14 protein-coding genes and 1 riboswitch are annotated in these 15,520 nt (G+C 70.4%); of the genes, 3 read left to right on the top strand and 11 right to left on the bottom strand.

Features of this window, described 5'->3' with window-relative positions:
* The first annotated feature begins 219 nt into the window (after nucleotides 1-219).
* Nucleotides 220-810 carry a hypothetical protein gene (locus ACIA8N_RS29695; protein ID WP_365780901.1) on the top strand — a complete coding sequence of 197 codons (591 nt, stop codon included), beginning with the start codon at nucleotides 220-222 and terminating at the stop codon, nucleotides 808-810.
* Between the two features lie 332 nt (nucleotides 811-1,142).
* Nucleotides 1,143-1,349, top strand: a complete 207-nt coding sequence (locus tag ACIA8N_RS29690) for a DUF5999 family protein (RefSeq protein WP_030209668.1) — start codon at nucleotides 1,143-1,145, stop codon at nucleotides 1,347-1,349.
* Nucleotides 1,350-1,485: 136 nt separating this feature from the next.
* Here the strand turns inward: ACIA8N_RS29690 and gcvP are convergent, their stop codons facing one another.
* Complete coding sequence (gene gcvP, locus ACIA8N_RS29685) at nucleotides 1,486-4,371, bottom strand: aminomethyl-transferring glycine dehydrogenase (RefSeq protein ID WP_365780902.1); 2,886 nt, start codon at nucleotides 4,369-4,371, stop codon at nucleotides 1,486-1,488.
* A gap of 177 nt (nucleotides 4,372-4,548) precedes the next feature.
* A riboswitch (glycine riboswitch) is annotated at nucleotides 4,549-4,647 on the bottom strand.
* 113 nt (nucleotides 4,648-4,760) lie between these two features.
* On the opposite strand from gcvP, the gene ACIA8N_RS29680 reads away from it, so the two are divergent.
* Nucleotides 4,761-5,126, top strand: coding sequence for a PRC-barrel domain-containing protein (locus ACIA8N_RS29680; RefSeq protein ID WP_365780903.1), 366 nt, complete (start codon nucleotides 4,761-4,763; stop codon nucleotides 5,124-5,126).
* A 39-nt stretch (nucleotides 5,127-5,165) separates the two neighbouring features.
* Here ACIA8N_RS29680 and ACIA8N_RS29675 read toward each other — a convergent pair whose 3' ends face one another.
* The 10 genes from ACIA8N_RS29675 to ACIA8N_RS29630 all read right to left on the bottom strand — a co-directional run bounded on the left by ACIA8N_RS29675 (nucleotide 5,166) and on the right by ACIA8N_RS29630 (nucleotide 15,333).
* Nucleotides 5,166-6,569: a DNA polymerase IV gene (locus tag ACIA8N_RS29675; RefSeq protein ID WP_365780904.1), complete on the bottom strand. Its 1,404-nt coding sequence runs from the start codon at nucleotides 6,567-6,569 to the stop codon at nucleotides 5,166-5,168.
* Nucleotides 6,570-6,648: 79 nt separating this feature from the next.
* On the bottom strand, nucleotides 6,649-7,305 hold the full coding sequence (locus ACIA8N_RS29670; RefSeq protein ID WP_365780905.1) for a MerR family transcriptional regulator: 657 nt from the start codon (nucleotides 7,303-7,305) through the stop codon (nucleotides 6,649-6,651).
* A 192-nt stretch (nucleotides 7,306-7,497) separates the two neighbouring features.
* Complete coding sequence (locus ACIA8N_RS29665) at nucleotides 7,498-7,971, bottom strand: bifunctional nuclease family protein (protein ID WP_017238433.1); 474 nt, start codon at nucleotides 7,969-7,971, stop codon at nucleotides 7,498-7,500.
* 65 nt (nucleotides 7,972-8,036) lie between these two features.
* Complete coding sequence (locus ACIA8N_RS29660; protein WP_365780906.1) at nucleotides 8,037-8,777, bottom strand: MerR family transcriptional regulator; 741 nt, start codon at nucleotides 8,775-8,777, stop codon at nucleotides 8,037-8,039.
* Between the two features lie 29 nt (nucleotides 8,778-8,806).
* Nucleotides 8,807-9,748, bottom strand: a complete 942-nt coding sequence (locus tag ACIA8N_RS29655) for an FHA domain-containing protein (protein WP_365780926.1) — start codon at nucleotides 9,746-9,748, stop codon at nucleotides 8,807-8,809.
* 81 nt (nucleotides 9,749-9,829) lie between these two features.
* Nucleotides 9,830-10,750: a DUF881 domain-containing protein gene (locus tag ACIA8N_RS29650; protein WP_399416827.1), complete on the bottom strand. Its 921-nt coding sequence runs from the start codon at nucleotides 10,748-10,750 to the stop codon at nucleotides 9,830-9,832.
* Between the two features lie 5 nt (nucleotides 10,751-10,755).
* Complete coding sequence (locus tag ACIA8N_RS29645; RefSeq protein WP_015032176.1) at nucleotides 10,756-11,088, bottom strand: small basic family protein; 333 nt, start codon at nucleotides 11,086-11,088, stop codon at nucleotides 10,756-10,758.
* Nucleotides 11,085-12,014, bottom strand: coding sequence for a DUF881 domain-containing protein (locus ACIA8N_RS29640; RefSeq protein ID WP_365780909.1), 930 nt, complete (start codon nucleotides 12,012-12,014; stop codon nucleotides 11,085-11,087). The genes ACIA8N_RS29645 and ACIA8N_RS29640 overlap by 4 nt, the downstream gene beginning before the upstream one ends.
* Nucleotides 12,015-12,112: 98 nt before the next feature.
* Nucleotides 12,113-14,608 carry a mannose-1-phosphate guanyltransferase gene (locus ACIA8N_RS29635; protein ID WP_365780910.1) on the bottom strand — a complete coding sequence of 832 codons (2,496 nt, stop codon included), beginning with the start codon at nucleotides 14,606-14,608 and terminating at the stop codon, nucleotides 12,113-12,115.
* A gap of 116 nt (nucleotides 14,609-14,724) precedes the next feature.
* On the bottom strand, nucleotides 14,725-15,333 hold the full coding sequence (locus ACIA8N_RS29630) for a CDP-alcohol phosphatidyltransferase family protein (RefSeq protein WP_030209701.1): 609 nt from the start codon (nucleotides 15,331-15,333) through the stop codon (nucleotides 14,725-14,727).
* Nucleotides 15,334-15,520: the final 187 nt, after the last annotated feature.

Genomic DNA, 15,520 nt, shown 5'->3' with positions numbered 1-15,520 from the left:
TACGCCCCGTGCTTTACGGCTCGATGACGCCTTGCCAGGAATATCGGCGACGTCTAGCGGAAACACTGTGTGAACACGTGTCGTATAAACTCCGCGGACGAGGCAGAGTGTTGGCGCCCGGCCACGGCCCCTTACGGCCCCACCTCCGGCCCCGCCGCCGACAGCGCCGTCGTACCTGCCCACGCGTCACCGTGTCTCCTGAGCGAGAGGCGACCCACCATGCTCCGAACCTCCCCGGCCCCCGCGCCGGCCCTCCGCAGTGTCCTCGCGGCCCTCGGCTCGCCGACCGCCGTCCGCGAGGCGCGAACGCCCGCCCTGCGGGCAGCGCAGGGACCACTGAGCCCCGAACTCCCCCTGCCCGTCCACGTCCTGGGCGTCGCCGCGACACCGGGGCACGTGCCCGGCACCCGGCTCACCGGCTGGCGTTTCCTGATCAGGAGCGGAGGCCGCGCCATCGCCGCCGCGGACACCATGCTCACCCCCGACGGCTGGTCCTTCTCGCACTTCTTCGAGGGGCCGTACGTCGTCGCCACCGAGCGGGCGCTGCTCCAGGCGGAGGCGCTGCCCGCCGCGTACCAGCCGAGGCTGCTCTCGGTGCCCGAGCTGTACATGCAGACCCTCTGGCTGCACGCCGACCCCGGGGACGACGGCGCGTCGACCACCCCGGGCGCGGCCGACCTGATGGTGCCGCTCGCCCCCGCGCCGCCGGGGATCGCGGCCCACCACACGTACCAGGCCGCCGATCTCCTGCCCGTCCTCCGGATGCGTCTCGCGCCGCCGCCCCTCCTGGGCTCGGCGGCGCCCGCCTGATCCACCCCCCGCGCACCACCGCCCCGTGACCCGTCCGGGTCACGGGGCGCACCGCTGTCCGAGGCCACCGCGTCGAACGCCTCGTCCGAACACCCCTCCCGGACGGACTAGCCCGCTGGGACCACCCCGAACCACCCGAAGGGACGGTGCAGTTGACCTGAACCGCCCCTGCGGGTGATGCGTCTTCCCAGGAAAGGACGAGCTGCCGCGAAATACCTGCGGAAGACCGTCCATGGGGCAAGACTGGGACCGGACCGAACCGACCTACGGGGGCGGCGATGAGCGCGAAGAGCCGCAGGACATCCACTACGACGCAGCGAGAGAACCCACCCATGTGCCAGCACCAGCCCGCCTGTCCTACCGCCGACTCCGCCGACCGTGAGGCGGCCCGACTGACGGCACACCACCCGGAGCAGGGCTGGAGCCTGCTGTGCAACGGCGTCCTGCTCTTCGAGGACACCGGTGAGCTGCTGCCGGACGGGCAGATCATCGCCCCGCACCGGCCGCTGACGGCGGGGCAGGTGGCGACCGCCGCCTGAAGGCGCGGGGCCGCCGCCGTACGAGGGACCCCCAGACGCCCGAGGGACACCCTGAGACGCCGAGGGCCGGCCCGGAGAAGATCTCCGGACCGGCCCTCGCCTCATGCCTGAAGGCGACCCGCGGTCACCGTCGTGCTCAGTGGTCGTACTCGTCCATCGGCGGGCAGGAGCAGACGAGGTTCCGGTCACCGAAGGCACCGTCGATCCGGCGCACCGGCGGCCAGTACTTGTCGGCGGCCGAGACCCCGGCCGGGAAGACCGCCTCGTCGCGGGTGTACGCGTGGTTCCACTCGCCGCCCAGCGCGGCCGCGGTGTGCGGGGCGTTGTGCAGCGGGTTGTCGTCGGCGGGCCACTGGCCGGAGGCGACCTTCTCGATCTCGGCCCGGATCGCGATCATCGTGTCGCAGAAACGGTCCAGCTCGGTCAGGTCCTCGGACTCGGTCGGCTCGATCATCAGCGTGCCGGCCACCGGGAACGACATCGTCGGCGCGTGGAAGCCGTAGTCGATGAGGCGCTTCGCGATGTCGTCGACCGTGACGCCCGTCGCCTTGGACAGCGGACGCAGGTCCACGATGCACTCGTGCGCGACCAGACCGGCCGGGCCGGTGTAGAGCACCGGGAAGTGCGGCTCAAGGCGCTTGGCGATGTAGTTCGCCGCGAGCACGGCGACCTGGGTGGCGCGCTTGAGGCCCTCTCCGCCCATCAGACGCACGTACGACCACGAGATCGGCAGGATGCCGGCGCTGCCCCACGGGGCGGCCGAGATCGGGCCGACACCGGTCTCCGGGCCCGCGGCGGGCTGGAGCGGGTGGTTCGGGAGGTACGGGGCGAGGTGGGCGCGGACGCCGACCGGACCGACGCCGGGGCCGCCGCCGCCGTGCGGGATGCAGAAGGTCTTGTGCAGGTTCAGGTGCGAGACGTCGCCGCCGAAGTGGCCCGGCTTGGCCAGACCGACCAGCGCGTTGAGGTTGGCGCCGTCGACGTACACCTGGCCGCCGGCGTCGTGCACCTCGGCGCAGATGTCGGCGACGTGCTCCTCGAAGACGCCGTGCGTCGACGGGTAGGTGATCATCAGCACGGACAGCTCGTCGCGGTACTGCTCGATCTTGGCGCGCAGGTCCGCCACGTCGACCTCGCCGTCCTCGGCGGTCTTGACGACGACGACCTTCATGCCGGCCATCACCGCGGAGGCGGCGTTGGTGCCGTGCGCGGAGGACGGGATGAGGCAGACCGTGCGCTGGAGGTCACCGTTGGCGCGGTGGTAGGCGCGGACGGCGAGCAGACCGGCCAGCTCGCCCTGCGAACCGGCGTTGGGCTGGATCGACACCTTGTCGTAGCCGGTGACCTCGGAGAGGCGCTCCTCCAGCTCGGTGATGAGCGTGAGGTAGCCCTGGGCCTGGTCGACCGGGGCGAAGGGGTGCATCTGACCGAACTCGGGCCAGGTCACCGCCTCCATCTCGGTCGTCGCGTTCAGCTTCATCGTGCAGGAGCCGAGCGGGATCATGCCGCGGTCGAGCGCGTAGTCGCGGTCGGCGAGCTTGCGCAGGTAGCGCAGCATCGAGGTCTCGGAGCGGTGCGCGTGGAAGACCGGGTGGGTCATGTACGCGTCCGAGCGCAGCAGTCCGGCGGGCAGCACGTCCTCGGTGGCGGCGTCGAGCGCCTCCACGTCGGCGGTGACGCCGAAGGCGCCCCACACGGCGGCGAGCTGGGCGCGCCCGGTGGTCTCGTCGCACGACATGGACACGTGGTCGGCGTCGACGCGGTAGAGGTTGACACCGGCCTCACGGGCCGCGGCCACGACGGCGTCGGCCTTGCCGGGCACACGGGCGGTGAGGGTGTCGAAGAAGGCGCCCTGGGTGAGCTCCACGCCCCCGGCCGTCAGGCCCGCGGCGAGGATCGCGGCGTACCGGTGGGTGCGGCGCGCGATGCCCTTGAGGCCCTCGGGGCCGTGGTAGACCGCGTACATGCCGGCCATGACGGCGAGCAGCACCTGCGCCGTACAGATGTTGCTGGTGGCCTTCTCGCGGCGGATGTGCTGCTCGCGGGTCTGGAGGGCGAGGCGGTACGCGCGGTTGCCGTCGGCGTCGACGGAGACGCCGACCAGTCGGCCGGGCAGGGAGCGGGCGTGCTTGTCCTGGACGGCCATGTAGCCGGCGTGGGGACCGCCGAAGCCCATCGGGACGCCGAAGCGCTGGGTGGTGCCGACGGCGATGTCCGCGCCCAGCTCGCCGGGCGAGGTGAGCAGGGTGAGCGCGAGCAGGTCGGCGGCGACGGTGACGATGGCGCCGAGCTCGTGGGCGGCGTCGACCAGCGGCTTGATGTCGCGGACGGCGCCGGAGGCACCCGGGTACTGGACGAGCACGCCGAAGACACCCCGCTCGGCGACCTCGGCGGGGATGCCGTCGCTCAGGTCGGCGACGACGACCTCGACACCGGTCGGCTCGGCACGGGTCTCGATGACGGCGATCGTCTGCGGCAGGGCGTCGGCGTCGACGAGGAAGACACCGTTCTTGACCTTGCCGACCCGGCGGGACAGCGCCATGGCCTCGGCGGCGGCGGTGCCCTCGTCGAGCAGGGAGGCGCCGGAGGTCGGCAGCCCGGTGAGGTCGGCGACGACGGTCTGGAAGTTCAGCAGGGCCTCGAGGCGCCCCTGCGAGATCTCCGGCTGGTACGGCGTGTACGCGGTGTACCAGGCCGGGTTCTCCATGACGTTGCGGAGAATGACGGGCGGGGTGAACGTCCCGTAGTAGCCGAGGCCGATCATGGGCGCGAGGACCTGGTTGCGGTCGGCGAGCGTACGCAGCTCGGCGAGGACCTCGGCCTCCGTGCGCGCGGCCGGGAGGTCCAGCGCCTCGGTGTTCTTGATGACGTCCGGCACCGCGGCGGCCGTGAGCTCGTCGAGCGAGCCGTAGCCGACCTGGGCGAGCATCTTGGCGCGCGCCTCGGCGTCGGGCCCGATGTGCCGCTGCTCGAACGGGATGCCCTGTTCGAGCTCGGAGAGCGGAATACGGTTGGCGGTCATGTACGGAGGCCTCCTGGTCATCACGACCTGCGAGGGGCACCACGGCGCGGGTACCCGGACGGCCTCCCCCTCTGTCATCTCAACCTGAGAGTTTCACCGGCACGCCTCGCGGCACGCCGGCTTTCACCGTCGGTGAGAGCGCATGCCGTCGGACACCGCTCTGCTTTCCAGAGTGACCTCGTCCGTGCGGTACAGGGGCCTGAGAGATTCCGGGGAGGATTTGCTCCTTCGGCGTCCACCGGAAGGTTTCTCCGGGGACTCTCCCGCACAGGGTCGACAGCCACAGCCAGCCTACCAGCGAGGTTGCGGCTCCCATCGCTCAAGTGGCCGACATCCCAGATGTGCACTTTCGTAGGGGTGTAGAGCAGTTGCGACCAGTTGGAGGGACCGTGCAGACCGATATCGATCCGCGCAGCCTGATCGGCCGCAAGGCGTTCGACCGTAACGGACACAAGATCGGAACCGTGGACGAGGTGTACCTGGACGACGCGACCGGCATCCCGGAGTGGGCGGCGGTCCGCACCGGCCTCTTCAGCCGGGACGCCTTCGTCCCCCTGGACCCGAGCGAGCTGCTCGCCGACGGACTCCACATCCCGTACGAACGGGCGCTCATCAAGGACGCCCCCGACTTCGGCGTGGGCCGCCACCTCTCCCCCGAACAGGAACTCCAGCTCTACCGGCACTACGACCTGACCCTGCCCCCACCCCCCTCGGACACCCCGGACACGGACTTCGGCCGCCTGGCGGGCCAGTAGGACCCGTGCCACCACGAGCCCGGCCCCCTGGGGCCGGGCTCACCCCGTTCCGGCCACCCCGACGCCTCCGGCGCCGACCCCCCTGTCCACCAGCGGCAGGGCCTCCCCCGGCACCAGGTCCGGATCGTCCACCGCGAACGTCCGCACCCGCCCCGGCTCCGACCGCGGCTCCTCAAACCGCACCGTGACCCGCCCGACCCCGCTGCCCTGCACCCACCCCGCCCCGTACACGGCGTGCCGTACGTCGTTCCCCGGCGCCCAGTGCCGTTCCTGGGCCTCCTCGACCTCTGCCTCGGCCTCGGGCGCGACGGAGGCCTCGGCCACGGCCACGTCCCCCGCACCGCCGGCCTGGCCCTCCGCCTCCGCCCTGGCCTCCGCCTGCGCGAACAGGTCCTCCTGCGTGTAGTCCGCGAGCCCGCTCACCCCGACCCCGAGCAACCGCACGCCGCCCGTCGTGTCCACCGCCTCCAGGAGCCGCCCCGCCGCCTCCCGCACCACGACCACGTCGTCCGTCGGGCCCCGCAGCGTCTCGGACCGGGTCAGGGTCGAGAAGTCGTACCGCCGCACCTTCAGGACGATGGTCCGCCCCGAGTGCCCCGAGGCCCGCAGCCGTCCCACGCACCGCTCCGCGAGCCGCTCCACCTCGGTCCTGATCCGCACGCGGTCGTGCAGGTCCACGTCGAAGGTGTCCTCGACGGACACCGACTTGGCGTCCCGCTCGGCCACCACGGGCCGATCGTCGTACCCCTGGGCCATCCGGTACAGCGAGGCCCCGTGCGACCGTCCGAGGAGCCGTACGAGCTCGTCCTCGCCCGCTTCGGCGAGGTCGGCGACGGTGGTCATGCCGGCCCGCCGCAGATGCTCGCCGGTCGCCGGGCCGACACCCGGCAGGATCCGCACCGACCGCGGCCCGAGGAGCTCCCGCTCGGTTCCCGGTTCGATGAGGACGAGCCCGTCGGGTTTGGCCTCCTCGGAGGCGATCTTCGCGATCATCTTGGACCCGGCGAGCCCGACGGACCCGGTCAGTCCGGTCGCCGCCAGGATGTCGACGCGCAGCCGCTCCCCGGCGGCCCGGGCGGTGGCGCTGTCGTCGGCCACCTCCCCCGCCTCCAGGTCCACGAACGCCTCGTCGAGGCTGAGCGGCTCCACGAGCGGGGAGAGCCGTCCCAGCAGCTCCATGACCTGCTCGCTGATCGACCGGTAGAAGGAGAAGCGCGGGACGAGGTAGGCCGCGTTGGGCGCGAGCCGCCGCGCCTGCCCCATCGGCATGGCCGAGTGCACCCCGAACCTGCGCGCCTCGTACGAGGCGGTCGCCACCACGCCCCTCGGGCCGAGACCGCCGACGATCACGGGTTTTCCGCGCAGGCTGGGCTTCGCCGCCTGCTCGGCGGCGGCGAAGAACGCATCCATGTCGAGATGCAGGATCGTCGGCGCGGCTCTCACGTCTCCGATGCTGCCCTACGCCACTGACAACGGCGCCGACCACCGCGCGAAAGGACGGGCCCGAGGAGCGAGAGGCTCCTCAGACCGCCTTGTCCCGCCGCCGCCTGGCCAGCTCGTCCCCGGGGTTGTGCCCCACGAGCGTCTCGCCCGTGTCGACCCGCTCCCCGTGCAGCTGCGAGAGCGCCGCCTCGACATCCCGCCAGACCACGCCGACGGCGATGCCGAAGACGCCCTGGCCGCCCTGGAGCAGATCGACGACCTCGTCCGGCGAGGAGCACTCGTACACCGTGGCCCCGTCGCTCATGAGCGTCATCCGCTCCAGATCCCGGAAGCCCCGCGCGCGCAGATGCTGCACAGCGGCCCGGATGTTCTGCAGGGCCACGCCGGTGTCGAGGAAGCGCTTGACGATCTTCAGCACGACGACGTCGCGGAAGCTGTACAGGCGCTGCGTCCCCGACCCGTAGGCGGGCCGCACGCTCGGCTCCACGAGCCCCGTACGTGCCCAGTAGTCCAACTGGCGATAGGTGATCCCCGCCGCCGCACAGGCCGTCGGGCCCCGGTAGCCGACCACCTCGCCCGCCGCGCCCGGGCCCTCACCCGGATCTGCGCCGCTCACTCCGGTGCCCGCACCGGAGTCCGTACCGAAGTCGCCCACACTGCCGTGAAGCGGATACGGACCGCTCTCTCCGGACGCGCGTCCGAGCGAGCTCCCTGCCGTACCGTCCGCGCTGCTCATCACGCCGACCCTCCGTCCTTGACCTGCCCACACGAAGGTAGGCAGTCACTCGGGGTGCGTCAACGATCGCCACACTCGGCACGCCGAGTGATAATCACCCTGAGAGTGGTTTCCCGTATCTCTCTCCGGGGAAAGGCTACTCGAATGCTCTGACGGCACCCCGCGAACGGCGCGCGGCCGCGTCGCTCCGCGTCACTGACTGTTGGTCCCGAAATCCTCCGGTGAGATCTGGTCGAGGAACTCGCGGAACTTCTCCACCTCGTCCTCCTGCTCGTCCGGAATCGCGATACCGGCGTCGTCCAGCACACCGTCACTGCCGAAGATCGGCGTTCCGGTCCGAAGGGCGAGCGCTATCGCGTCCGACGGCCGCGCACTCACCTCGACGCCGCTGGCGAAGACCAGTTCGGCGTAGAAGACCCCGTCACGCAGATCCGTGATGCGGACTTCGGTGAGTTCCTGTCCCACGGCCTCCAGCACGTCCTTGAACAGGTCGTGCGTCAGCGGCCGCGGCGGGGCCATCCCCTGCTGGGCGAAGGCGATCGCGGTCGCCTCCCCCGGTCCGATCCAGATGGGGAGGTACCGATCGCCTCCCACTTCACGCAGGAGCACGATCGGCTGGTTGGAGGGCATTTCCACCCGGACACCCACAACGTCGAGCTCGTTCACACAGCAACCCTAGGACGTGCCCGACCGGTTTGGATAGTCGGGCCCCTCCAAGGCCGCCCTGGACGTCACTGGAGCCGGATGCCCAGAGCGGTCTGCACGAGGGCCGCGTGCAGCCTCACCGACTGCGCGGCCAGCTCCTGGGCGGTGGCCTCCGCATGTGCTCTGGTCTGCGGATTACGGTGCCGGCGCAGCGGGGCGACGACCTGTTCGATCAACCCGGCCTCGCGGTCCGCGGCCGCCTTGACGGCCCGCAGGTGCCGGGGCTCGAGACCGAATCTCCCCAGGTCCGCGACAAGCCGCGCGACGGTCACGCTCTCGGGGTCGTAGCCGCCGCTGTCCGCCTCGGAGATCAGACCGTACGACTCCCACTCGACCAGCTCGGTCTCGGTCACCTCGGCCGCGGCCAGCAGCTCGGCCCGCCCGATCCGGGCGGCGGTGGGCGGCTCGGCGTCCTGCTCCCAGGCGCCCTCAAGCAGGTTGGACCGGCGCCCGGGGGCCGGGAGTTTGATCTGCTCCCCCCTGGCGAGGGCGTCGAGGTGTTCGCGGATGACCTTCAGCGGAAGGTAGTGGTCCCGCTGCATCCGCAGGATCTGAGCGAGCCGCTCCACGTCCTGCGGGCTGAACTTCCGGTATCCGGAGGCCGTACGCCGGGGCTCCACGAGCCCCTCGGCCTCCAGGAAACGGATCTTGGAGATGGTCACTTCGGGAAATTCGTCGCGCAACTGGTTCAGCACCGTGCCGATGCTGACCAGCCTGTCGCCCGCGGCGGCGCCGGTTCCGGCGCCGCCCGTCGGTGTTCGCAGCATGGACCTTCCCTGAAGGCTTCTCCGAGGCGTCAGACGCCCCGCCGGCTCGAGTGGAAGACCAGCCGGTACTTGCCGATCTGCACCTCGTCGCCGTTGGACAGAACGACCGAGTCGATCGGCTCACGGTTGACGTACGTGCCGTTGAGGCTGCCGACATCGGAGACGGTGAAGCTGCCGTCCTGGCCCCGCCGGAACTCGACATGCCGCCGGGAGACCGTGAAGTCGTCCAGGAAGATGTCGCTCTGGGGGTGACGGCCGGCCGTCGTCAGCTCGCTGTCGAGCAGGAACCGGCTGCCCGAGTTCGGCCCCCGGCGCACCACGAGGAGCGCGGAACCCAACGGCAGGGCCTCGACGGCCGCCAGCGCCTCGGGAGAGAGCGCGGGCAGCTGGGTCTGGCCGGTGACCTCCGCGTCGTAGGCCTCGAGGCCCGAGATGGAGATCGTGGACGTCGTCTCCGACGGACGCTCGGCGGCGACCCCGCCCCGCAGCGGCGTACCGCAGTGGGAGCAGAAGCGGCTGTCCGCCGTGTTGCGGTGACCGCACCTCGTACACACCGGCATGGACGCATCCTCCTGCCGCGGCTGCCCCGCCGAGGTCTGTGTCGCGTACGGATCGGAGGTAAACCCTCCACCCGTACCTGAGGTTGATGGTTCTCCGAAACCTATGCGGGCGGCCCCGGCGGGGTCAACAGACGACGCGCCCGGAGTGCCCGGAATGTCACCGCCCTGACCCTCGACCTCGTCGCGGAAGAGCGGGCGCTCGCCGCCCTGCTCCTCACTCTGGGCATGACGCGGCGCGCGGTGCCTGGCGTTGCCGCCGTCCTCGCGTGCGCTCTTGCCGAACAACTTCGCAAACAACTTCACGGGCGATTCCCCTTGACCGAAACAGACCCGCCCGTGGGGCAGGACGAACCGAGATCCATCACACCTGCCGACCCGGACACCTTCACAACGTCCGTATCCTCCGGACAGTTTCCACCACGCACCACCGTTGTGGTGCGCCGACCCCCCGCAACGTCATGCCCTTGTCGCGGGACCCCCCTCGTCCCCCTCTCACTGGGAGGACGACTGAGCGTAGTCAGGCCGCTTCGCGGGTCGCAAGGCGTCGACGACGATCTTCGCCGACCGCTCCACCGTGGCCGTGGCCTGCTCCTTCTCGAGGGTCTGCACGACACCGCCGGGGATGTTGAGCGCGGGCTCGAGGTCCTCCGGCTTGCCGATGACCTTGAAGACGTACGGAGCGGCCACCTTCGTTCCATCGATTCGCATGTCATCGCCGCCACCGGTGAAATAACTGTCCGCGACCACCCGCACACCGTTGACCTGGATCGCCTCGGCGCCCGCGGCGCGCAGCTCCTGGATGGCATCGAGCAGCATGTCCGACTGGACGGCCCCGCTGGGATCACCGACGGTCAGCGTGATGCCCGGCCCCTCGGCGGCCACGGTGCCGGCCAGGATGCCGAGCTGCTGCTCCTTCTCCTGGGTCTGCTTCCGGGCCTCCTCGGCCTGGTCGGAGCTGGACTCCAGCTCGGTGCGCTGCTTCTCCAGCCGCGCCTTCTCGTCCTCCAGGCGCTGCGTACGGTCGTCGAGCTCGTCGAGGATCCGTACCAGGTCCTCCTGGCGCGCCCCGCGCAGCGCGCTGTTGTCGCTCGTCGAGGAGACCTGGATGGCCAGGCCCAGACCGAGCACGAACAGCAGCAGGGCCACGATGAGTTGCGCCCGGGTCACCCGAGGCGGCCACAGCGCGGAGACCAGCCTCCGGCGCCCACTCGGCTCGGCCGGGGACGCCGGCCCGGCCGCGACGGGCACCGCGGGCGCAGGCGCGTCCTGGCGCTGCGTCCCGGACTGCACGGGCGCGGCCTTCGCGCCTTCGGAGCTCGGGGAGGCCTCGGAGCTTCCGGAGCTCTCAGGCTTCCGGGAGTCGGGGTTCCCGGTGTTCTCAGGGTTCTCGCTGTTGTCGGGGTTCTCGCTCATCGGCCTCACGCCCGGAAGACATGGCGCCGGATGGCGGCCGCGTTGGAGAAGATCCGGATGCCGAGCACGACGACCACACCGGTCGACAGCTGCGCGCCCACGCCCAGCTTGTCACCGAGGAAGACGATCAACGCGGCCACGACCACGTTGGAGAGGAACGACACCACGAAGACCTTGTCGACGAAGATGCCGTCGAGCATGGCCCGCAGGCCGCCGAAGACCGCGTCGAGGGCGGCGACCACGGCGATCGGAAGATAGGGCTCGACCACCGCCGGAACTTCGGGGCGGACCAGCAGTCCGACCACGACTCCGACGATCAGGCCCAGTACGGCGATCACGATGTGCCCTTCCCTGTGTCGGCCGTGGCCCGGCCGGAGGGCGTCGCCGCCCCGGCCCCCCTCGGCTCTGCGGTACGTACGGTCAGGCTCGGCGCGGCCGGCAGGCGTACGTCGCCCTCGGCCGAGATACCGCTCCTGATCCCGAAGTTCTCCACCAGCGCGTGCAGATACTGCCCGTCGGCGCTGTCCTGGAACGCGGTGCTCAGCCGCTGCCCGTCCCCGATCGCGAGGACGGTGTACGGCGGCACCAGCGGCTTGTTGTCGACCAGTATGGCGTCACCCGCGGCCCGGATCGCGGACAGCGATGTCAGGCGCTGGCCGTTGATGGCGACCGCCTCGGCGCCGGACTCCCAGAGCCCGTTGACCACTCGCTGCATGTCCCGGTCGCGCACCCGGCCCGTGTCGGAGAAACCACTGCTCTCGCGCGGTCCGCCGCCACCGGTGTCGGTGTCCTTGGCGTCGTCGACGACGAGCTTCACCCCGGGCCCGTGCACCGGCGTCGCACCCGAGAGCAGCCCGACGAGCTCGCCCTGGTCACCACCGTGCTGCTGGAGGGCCTGCCGCTGACGCTCCCCGACCTCGGTCCGGATCCGCTCGACGTCGCGCTCCAGCTGATCGGCGGTCGACGTCTCCGCCTCGATCCGGTCGATCAGCTCCTGCCGCTCCTTGGCGACGACCGGCGCGGAGATACGCGCCTCGGCCGCACCCACGGTCACCACGGCGGCGGCCAGCAGCAGGCCCCCGGCCACGCCGAGCTTGGTCCGCAGGTTCCGGGGCAGCCCGGCACCCTCGGCGGCGCGCCGCGCGGTCGCTTCCGCGTAGCCGTCGTCGAGCGCGTGGTCGATCACGTTGTTCAGCAGCGACATGGACGCGTCCGGGCGTGGCGGCGGTGATCCGGTGCTCCGAACGGGGGGCTGCTGCGACATGCCGCACATCGTCGCACGTCGCACGACCTACCGCCGAATGGCCCCTCCGCCTGGCGGGGAGGCACCCTGGGGCGCCTCCCCGCCAGGCGGTTGTCGCGTCAGTTGCCCGCGCTGTCGACCACCGCGGCCCATTCGTCGAGCAGGGCCTGCGCGGAGGCGTCGTCGGGCCCCTCCGCCCACAGATGGGTGACGGCCTCGGCGGGGTCGGGCAGCACCATCACCCACCGCCCGTCGGCCTCGACCACACGCACGCCGTCGGTGGTGTCCACGGAGCGGCTGCCCGCCGCCTCGACCACCCGGCGCATCACCAGACCCTTGACGGCCCACGGGGTCGCGATGTCCCTCTTGAGGACGTGCGCCCGCGGAATCCGTGCGTCGATCTGGCTCAGCGTGAGCTGGGTCCGTGCGACGAGCCCGATGAGCCGCACGAAGGCGGCGGCACCGTCGAAGACGCTGCTGAACTCCGGCACGATGAACCCGCCGCGCCCGTCGCCACCGAAGATCGTCGACTCCTCGCGCCCGACCCGTGTGAGGTCGTCCGGCGAGGTGGTCGTCCACTCCACCTGGGTGCCGTGGTAGGCGGCGACCTGCTCGGCGATCCGGGTCGTGGTCACCGGCAGCGCGACCCGTCCGGAGCGCCGCTCGGCCGCCACCAGGTCGAGGAGGACCAGGAGCGCCCGGTCGTCCTCGATGATCCGCCCCCGCTCGTCCACGAGCGAGAGCCGTTCGCCGACGGGGTCGAACCGCACCCCGAACGCCGCCCGTGCCGAGGCCACGATCTCCCCCAGCCGCACCAGACCGGCCCGTCGGCTCTCGGCCGACTCGGTGGGCCGCGACTCGTCGAGACCGGGGTTGATCGTCAGCGAGTCGACCTGGAGCCGTCCCAGCAGGCTGGGCAGCACGAGCCCGGCACTTCCGTTGGAGGCGTCGACGACGACCTTGAGCCCTGCCTCGGCGATCCCCGTGGTGTCGACGTTCCGCAGCAAGGAACCGGTGTACGAGTCGAAGACGCTCGCCGGGAAGGAGAGGTCACCGATCTCCCCGGGGAAGGCCCGCCGGTACTCCTGCCGTGCGAACACCCGGTCGAGCTTCCGCTGCCCGCCCTGGGAGAGGTCTGCCCCGCGTTCGTCGAAGAACATGATGTCCACGGAGTCGGGCACCCCGGGCGAGGTCCGCACCATGATGCCGCCGGCGCTTCCCCGCGCGGTCTGCTGCCGCGCCACCGGCAGCGGTACGTTCTCCAGGTCCCGTACGTCGATGGCACTGGCCTGCAGCGCCGAGATCACCGCCCGCTTCAGCGCCCGAGCGCCCCGGGAGTGGTCGCGCGCCGTGGTGACGGTCGAGCCCTTCTTCAGGGTCGTGGCGTACGCCCCCGCGAGGCGTACGGCCAGCTCAGGGGTGATCTCCACGTTGAGGATGCCGGAGACTCCCCTGGCCCCGAAGAGATGGGCCTGCCCACGGGACTCCCAGATGACCGAGGTGTTGACGAAGGCGCCGGCCTCGATCGTCTTGAACGGGTAGACCCGGACGTTGCCCTGCACGATCGATTCCTCACCGACCAGGCACTCGTCCCCGATGACGGCTCCGTCCTCGATCCGGGCGGCCCTCATGATGTCGGTGTTCTTGCCGATCACACAGCCGCGCAGATTGCTCTGCGGACCGATGTAGACGTTGTCGTGGACGACGGCCTTGTGCAGGAAGGCGCCGCTCTTGACGACCACGTTGGAGCCGATGACGGTGTGCTCACGGATCTCGGCACCGGCTTCGACCTTGGCGTAGTCGCCGATGTAGAGCGGCCCACGGAGCACGGCGTCGTGGTGCACCTCGGCCCCTTCGGCGACCCACACCCCGGGCGAGATCTCGAAGCCGTCGATGTCGACCTGGACCTTGCCCTCCAGGACGTCCGCCTGGGCCTTCACATAGCTCTCATGGGTGCCTACGTCCTCCCAGTAGCCCTCGGCGACATAGCCGTAGATCGGCTTGCCTTCCTTCATGAGCTGCGGGAAGACATCACCCGACCAGTCGACCGGAACATCTGCCTCGACGTAGTCGAAGACCTCGGGCTCCATCACGTAGATGCCCGTGTTCACGGTGTCCGAGAAGACCTGCCCCCAGGTGGGCTTCTCCAGGAAGCGCTCCACCTTCCCCTCTTCGTCGACGATCGTGATGCCGAATTCCAGCGGATTCGGCACCCGGGTGAGGCAGACCGTGACGAGGGCGCCCTTCTCCTTGTGGAAGGCGATGAGATCGGTGAGATCGAAATCGGTGAGCGCGTCCCCCGAAATGACGAGAAAGGCGTCGTCCTTCAACGCTTCCTCGGCGTTCTTCACACTGCCCGCTGTACCGAGCGGCTTCTCCTCGTTGGCATACGTGAGCTCCATCCCGAGCTCCTCGCCGTCGCCGAAGTAGTTCCTGACGAGAGAGGCGAGAAACTGCACGGTGACGACGGTCTCGTTGAGACCGTGCCTCTTGAGCAGTCGTAGGACGTGCTCCATGATCGGCCGGTTCACCACCGGCAGTAGAGGCTTGGGCATGCTCGAGGTCATGGGGCGAAGTCGGGTTCCTTCGCCACCGGCCATCACGACGGCCTTCATGTCGGAAGCGTCCTCCTTGAAGAGACGACGGTCCTGCCGACTTCACCTGTCCGCTCAGCGGCCCTGGGAGGTCCTCATTGTTGCCGGCGACGCTGCTCGGCACAGGACGGACGGGCTCAATCGGCCGCGGTATCCGCCTTCACGAGTCGACGGACCTGGACCACGTAGAGGATCCCTGCCCACCAATACAGAGTTGTACCCCATCCGGCGAAGGCCCATCCGAAAACTTCAGCGAGTGACGAAAGCCAACCCGTTCCGTCACTGAGAAGCAGCAACGGGAACGCGTACATCAAGTTGAATGTCGCAGCTTTGCCGAGGAAGTTCACTTGCGGCGGCGGGTAGCCGTGCCGACGAAGGATTCCGACCATCACCAGGAGCATGGCCTCGCGCGCCAGAAGAGCGGCAGCCACCCACCAGGGCAGGATCTCCCGCCAGGTGAGCCCGACCAGGGTGGACAGGATGTACAACCGGTCAGCGGCCGGATCGAGCAGCCGACCGAGGTTGCTGATCTGGTTCCAGCGCCGGGCCAGCTTGCCGTCGAGATAGTCGCTGACGCCGCTGAGCATCAGGACGAGAAGCGCCCAGCCATCACTCTTGGGCCCGCCGAACTCCGGCCGGAGAATCAGCCACAGAAACAGCGGCACGCCGAGGAGGCGCGCCATGCTGAGAATGTTGGGGATGGTGAGGACCCGGTCGGTCTGAACGCGGGTCTCCTGGACCTCCACCCGGGGGCCTCCTGCTGGGAACGTACGGACGATGCCCCCTGACCTTACCCGCAGCCAGTCCAGCCGGCGCACAGGGGGCCGTCACCTGCATCAGAACGCAAAAATGCCTCAACCCCCGGACAGAGTCCGGGGGTTGAGGCTAAAAATTGTTCGGCGGCGTCCTACTCTCCCACAGGGTCCCCCCTGC

The sequence above is a fragment of the Streptomyces sp. NPDC051822 genome (assembly GCF_044452745.1).
Lineage (GTDB): Bacteria > Actinomycetota > Actinomycetes > Streptomycetales > Streptomycetaceae > Streptomyces.
This window is presented reverse-complemented; position numbering and strand designations above follow the sequence as displayed.

Coding starts and splice junctions, on each gene's coding strand:
- gcvP (WP_365780902.1), bottom strand. CDS start 4,371: ATGACCGCCAACCGTATTCCGCTCTCCGAGCTCGAACAGGGCATCCCG.
- ACIA8N_RS29695 (WP_365780901.1), top strand. CDS start 220: ATGCTCCGAACCTCCCCGGCCCCCGCGCCGGCCCTCCGCAGTGTCCTC.
- ACIA8N_RS29660 (WP_365780906.1), bottom strand. CDS start 8,777: ATGCTGCGAACACCGACGGGCGGCGCCGGAACCGGCGCCGCCGCGGGC.
- ACIA8N_RS29670 (WP_365780905.1), bottom strand. CDS start 7,305: ATGAGCAGCGCGGACGGTACGGCAGGGAGCTCGCTCGGACGCGCGTCC.
- ACIA8N_RS29650 (WP_399416827.1), bottom strand. CDS start 10,750: ATGAGCGAGAACCCCGACAACAGCGAGAACCCTGAGAACACCGGGAAC.
- ACIA8N_RS29635 (WP_365780910.1), bottom strand. CDS start 14,608: ATGAAGGCCGTCGTGATGGCCGGTGGCGAAGGAACCCGACTTCGCCCC.
- ACIA8N_RS29640 (WP_365780909.1), bottom strand. CDS start 12,014: ATGTCGCAGCAGCCCCCCGTTCGGAGCACCGGATCACCGCCGCCACGC.
- ACIA8N_RS29690 (WP_030209668.1), top strand. CDS start 1,143: ATGTGCCAGCACCAGCCCGCCTGTCCTACCGCCGACTCCGCCGACCGT.